This is a genomic window from Thermogemmatispora onikobensis (assembly GCF_001748285.1).
Lineage (GTDB): Bacteria > Chloroflexota > Ktedonobacteria > Ktedonobacterales > Ktedonobacteraceae > Thermogemmatispora > Thermogemmatispora onikobensis.
On the sequence record NZ_BDGT01000101.1, the window covers coordinates 1 to 4,258 of the forward strand.

Genomic DNA, 4,258 nt, shown 5'->3' on the forward strand with positions numbered 1-4,258 from the left:
GCACCGTCAGAAGACCGGGGAAGACGGTTGAGAAAACTCCCAGGTTGGCACCTGTTTAAATCACCAGGGAGGAGCGTTAAAAGGCAAGGCCAGAGGAGGGTGAAGCGATGGCAGGATCAGGAGGGCAGTGGGAGATCGAACGAGAAAGTAGTGCCCTGGTCCTCGGCACCGGGACGCTCCAAACGGAGCGTGCCGCCGTGGGCCTCGACGATGCTCTTCGTAATGTAGAGGCCCAGACCCGACCCCTGGCGGCTGCGCGCTGCCTGCAGGCGCACGTAGGGGCGGAAGATGCTATTGATCTCCGCTGCCGGAATGACCCGCCCCACGTTGTGAACGCTCACACGCACCAGGTGCTCCTCCGGCTGACTGACACGGACCGTAATGGTTGTCTGCTCGTCGGAGTACTTGATGGCATTATCGAGCAGGTTGCCGACGGCCTGCTGCAGACGCTCGCCGTCCCAGCGCCCAACAAGCGGGGTCTCGGGGGCTTCGACGGCCAGACGGTGGTAAGGGGCCAGCGGGCGGAACTGCTCAACCAGCTCGCGGATCAAGGCCACGATATCGCACTCGCCTAACAGGAGTTTGAACTGGCCGGTGGACAGGTAGGAAGCGTCAAGCAGGTCGTTGACCAGGCGTTTCAGGCGCTGGGCCTGGCTGATAATGATCGCTGTGCCGCGCTCGACTGTTTCGCGGCGGCAGTTGGGGCGGGCGATCATCTGGGCGTAGTTGATGATGGGAGCGAGCGGGCCACGCAGCTCATGAGCGATCATCGCCGTAAACTGCTCTTTGCGCGCCAGCTCCTCTTGCAGGAGCATGTTGGTACGAGTCAACTCATCTACTTGTTGTTGCAGCGCCCTGACAACCTCTTCCTGCGACTGCTTGCGGTGAGCACGCATGCGTGTGGCCTCCCTACTCGCTCGGTGGCTAGTACATCGTTAAGTATACACTTAATCCACGTGGCCGGCGGTTGAGACGGAAACCACTGGGAATTTTGGGGGAGAGCGAGGTGAAGAAGACGGGCTTCCGCTCTTGGGAAGGAGCGCGCCGCTGTCAAGAGGGGCGGGCAAGCGCAGGCGCTTGCTACCTCTCGACAGCTGCCACGCTCGTCAACTCCTTGATCCATTCATTCTGCCGGGATCAGACCTAAGTCGCGCAGCTCTTCCCTGGCGCCCTCGCTCAGTTGGGTGAGGTCGAGGCTGGGATCGGCATGGGCGATCTGGTGGCGCAGCCGCTCGATGATCTCCTGGCGCGTATAGAAGTCGCTGGCCAGCCACAGCTCACCAATGGTGATTTCGATCTGCCGACGCTGTAGAGCGGCCAGGGCCGATTCAGCCATGCGTTCTCTGCTCCCTTCGTGCTGTTGACAGCTCGTTCTGGCTTCCTGACTGACCTGGGACCTGGGCCGGGCTGGGCCAGACCCCTCTCCCCGCCACGCGACGGCGCGTCAGGGGAGTCAGGAAAGGACGACCGCCGTTGTGGTGGCCTGCTTGCGGCTGTTGGCGATAGAGATAGAGGCACGCTCACTGGCCCCGGCTGGCTCAGGAGCTGCTGCTACTGCTGCTAGAGGCCACTGGTGCCTGGTTGCTCCCGCTCCCCTCGCTCGCCGAGGAGGAGGAGGAGGAGGAGGAGCTGCTGCTGCTCTCGCTCTCGCTGGACTTGCTGCTCGCGCTATGCGACGAGCTGCTGCCGTTGGAACCGGAGCTACTGTAGTCCGTTTTATAGAAGCCGTGCCCCTTGAAGACAATCCCCGTAGGGAAGAGCACGCGATGGATCTCGCCGCCACACTGTGGGCAGACCGTTAAAGGATCGTCAGTGATTTTCTGCCAGATCTCGAAACGATGCTCACATGCCCGGCACGCATATTCATACGTGGGCATAGGATGCTGTCACCTCCGCGCCAGAACATGGCTCAACACTAGCGAACGAAACGAGGAAAGGAGGTCTTCTTGTGATGACTTCCTTTCCTTCATAAGAAACAGGAGGGAAAGCGTTGCCGCTTTCCTCCTTCTGTGACCAGAGAGCGTCTGCTCAATTACGAGATGCTCTACATTAAATAGTAATCGCCAATCTCTTCGTTGTCAATCGAAAGCCTGGAGTGCTAGCGCTCGCCACGAGCCGGCGGCAGCAGGCCCGCAGAGAGAAGCGGCTGCTGGCCTGGCTAGGAGCTGCCGATGTATTCTTTGACCTTCTCGGCGGCAGCGCGGGTCATGCCCTCGACGGCGGCCAGCTCTTCGATGCTGGCCTGGCGGATGGCCTGTAGCGAGCCGAAGTGCTTGAGCAGGGCCTGCCGGCGCCGGGGGCCGATGCCCGGGATCTCGTCGAGCTGCGATGTAAAGGTGCGCTGGCTGCGCAGCTTGCGATGGTAGGTGATGCCAAAGCGGTGGGCCTCGTCGCGGATGCGTTGCAGCAGGTAGAGACCCTGCGAGGTGCGCGGCAGGCGCAGAGGCTCGGCGGTCCTGGGCAGATGGATCTCTTCGGCGGTCGGCAGGCGGCTGTGCGAGCCTTCTTCTTTGGCCAGGCCGATGACGGGTACTTCGACCTGGAGCTCCTGCAGGACCTGCAGGGCGGCGTTGAGCTGAGCTTTGCCGCCATCGATGACGATCAGGTCCGGCAGGGGCCAGTCGTGGCTGAAGCTGGCGACCTGGCCGTCGGCGTTCTCGACGCCCGCGCGCTCGTCGTCCGCGTTAGAGTTGCGTGCGCTGGCATCAACGGCGTCCCGGGTCGGGACCGGCTCGCGGCGGAAGCGGCGGCGCAGGATCTCTTGATGGCTGGCAGGGTCGTTGGCTCCTTCGACGCTCTTGATGCGGAAGCGCCGGTACTCCGCCGGCTTGGGGCGCCCGGCTTCAAAGACGACCATTGCTCCGACGGCGCTGCTGCCCTGGATGTTCGAGATGTCGTAGCATTCGATGCGGTAGGGCGGCGCCGCCAGGTTGAGGGCGGCCTGCAGCTCTTCGAGGGCCAGCTGCGTCTTCTGGCTGTCGCTGAGCCATTTGATGCGCTGCTGCTCCAGCACCTCCTGGGCGTTCTGCTTGACCAGTTCGATCAGGCTGCGCTTCTCGCCCCGCCGCGGCACGCTCAGGGTGAGGGCCTTGCCGCGCCGGCTTCTGAGCCAGGCCAGCAGCATGTCGCGGTCGTCTGGCTCAACTTCGAGAACAATTTCGGCGGGAATGTGGGGCGCGCTTTCGTAAAATTGCTGCAGGAAGGAACTCATGATTTCGCTCGGGCTGCTGTCGCGGGTGCCCTGCAGGATGAAGTATTCGCGCCCGACGAGCTTGCCGCCGCGGAAAAAGAAGACCTGGACGCAGGTCTCGTCTTCGGTGCCGGCCAGGGCGATGACGTCCTGGTCTTCTTGCCCTTCGGTGTTGATGATGCGCTGCTTCTCCAGAATGTGCTCAACGGCGCGGATGCGGTCGCGCAGGCGAGCAGCTTCCTCGAAGTTGAGGGCCTCGGCAGCCTCGTGCATGCGGGCCTCTAGCTGCTTGAGCACTTCCTCGTGTTTGCCTTCGAGGAAGAGGATGACCTGGGCGATGATGGCGTCGTAGTCTTCGCGGCTGGCGTAGCCAACGCAGGGGGCCAGGCAGCGATGGATGTAGTACTGGGTGCAGGGCCGGTTGAGATATTTGGGTTTCCAGCCCGCCGGCGTCTGGCCGTTGCGCGGTGGGGCCCAGGCGCTGCCGTCGTAGCGGCAGGTGCGAAAGGGAAAGAGTTTGTTGAGCAGGTCCAGGGTGGCGTCGACGGCGGCTGAGCTGGTGTATGGCCCAAAGTAGCGGTTGCCGTCGCGCTGGTAGTTGCGCACGCGGTAGACACGCGGAAAGTCCTCGCTGAGGGCGACTTTGATGTAGGGATAGTTTTTGTCGTCCCGCAGCAGGACATTGTATTTCGGGCGATATTGTTTGATGTAGTTGCTTTCGAGAACAAGGGCCTCGATTTCGTTTTCGACGACAACGTATTCGATGTCGTCGACGCGGGCGACCATGCTGCGGTTTTTGGGACTGAGGTCGGCGGATTCTTGAAAGTAGGAGCGGACGCGCTGGTGGAGTGAGACGGCCTTGCCGACGTAGATGATCTGCCCCTGGGCGTCTTTCATCAGGTAGATGCCCGGCTTATGGGGCAGGCTGTTGAGGACACTGCGAATTTTATCGTTCATCTTGGCTTATGTGCTTCGCTGTTGTTGTGCTGGCCTCGGTCTGCCTGGCTGCTTGCTGGCTATGGCTGGTCTGTTGCCTGTGCTCTCCCGGGGACTGCTGCCTCATTATAC

The 4,258-nt window shown here is 62.0% G+C and carries 4 protein-coding genes; all 4 read right to left on the minus strand.

Features of this window, described 5'->3' with window-relative positions:
• Nucleotides 1-116: 116 nt before the first annotated feature.
• A complete protein-coding gene (locus tag BGC09_RS21895; protein WP_069806326.1) occupies nt 117-896 on the minus strand; it encodes a sensor histidine kinase in 780 nt (259 codons plus the stop codon).
• 227 nt (nt 897-1,123) lie between these two features.
• Nucleotides 1,124-1,336, minus strand: coding sequence for a hypothetical protein (locus tag BGC09_RS21900; RefSeq protein WP_069806327.1), 213 nt, complete (start codon nt 1,334-1,336; stop codon nt 1,124-1,126).
• A gap of 202 nt (nt 1,337-1,538) precedes the next feature.
• Nucleotides 1,539-1,877 carry an FmdB family zinc ribbon protein gene (locus BGC09_RS22395; protein ID WP_084659240.1) on the minus strand — a complete coding sequence of 113 codons (339 nt, stop codon included), beginning with the start codon at nt 1,875-1,877 and terminating at the stop codon, nt 1,539-1,541.
• A gap of 281 nt (nt 1,878-2,158) precedes the next feature.
• On the minus strand, nt 2,159-4,147 hold the full coding sequence (uvrC, locus tag BGC09_RS21905) for an excinuclease ABC subunit UvrC (protein ID WP_069806328.1): 1,989 nt from the start codon (nt 4,145-4,147) through the stop codon (nt 2,159-2,161).
• Nucleotides 4,148-4,258: the final 111 nt, after the last annotated feature.